The sequence below is a fragment of the Streptomyces bambusae genome (genome assembly GCF_019400985.1).
GTDB classification, from domain to species: Bacteria; Actinomycetota; Actinomycetes; order Streptomycetales; family Streptomycetaceae; genus Streptomyces; species Streptomyces bambusae_A.
Genome location: NZ_WTFF01000734.1, coordinates 1 through 610, shown reverse-complemented (window position 1 = coordinate 610; position 610 = coordinate 1). Strand labels below are relative to the sequence as shown.

Here is a 610-nt window from a genome sequence, read left to right as displayed (position 1 = left end):
TCTCGGGGGCTCGGAGATTGGTATAAGAGACAGGGGTAGGCCGGAGGCCTCCAGGGCGGCGGCCGCGCGCGCCGCGGCGGTGGGGCTCATCCCGGCCAGCCGCGCGGCCGGCTCGGGCGCGGCGTCCTCGCCGAGGACGGCCAGGGCGGTGGCGAGCAACCGGGAGTCGGCCCCGCCGCGATGCAGACAGGTCAACGCAGCCTGCGCGAACGGACCCCCGGGCACGGGCTCGACGACACGTACCTCATGTGCCTCGCTCAGGGCACCATCGGGCTCCCCCACGGATCCGCCTCCCGCCGAAGCAGAACCGGCTCCCGCCGGGGCGACACTCCCCACCGAACCCGAACCGGCTACCGCCGAAGCCGAGCCAGCTGCCGCCGGAACCGAACCGGGCACCGCCGGAGCCGAACCGGCTCCCGCCGGAACCGGGCCGGGCACCGCGGGAGCCGAACCGGCTCCCGGAACCGGGCCGGGCACCACCGAACCCAAACCGGCTACCGCCGGAACCGAACCGGGCACCGCCGAAGCCGAACCGGCTGCCGCCGGAGCCGAGGCCGTCGCCGGGGCCGCAGGCGCCGTCGCCGCGGCGGGCAGCGCCGAGGCTGCCGCT

1 protein-coding gene is annotated in these 610 nt (G+C 77.2%); it reads right to left on the bottom strand.

Annotated elements, in window-relative coordinates:
- On the bottom strand, window positions 1-195 hold a 195-nt coding region (locus tag GPJ59_RS36780; RefSeq protein WP_219672417.1), incomplete at its 3' end, for a hypothetical protein.
- Window positions 196-610 lie beyond the last annotated feature (415 nt).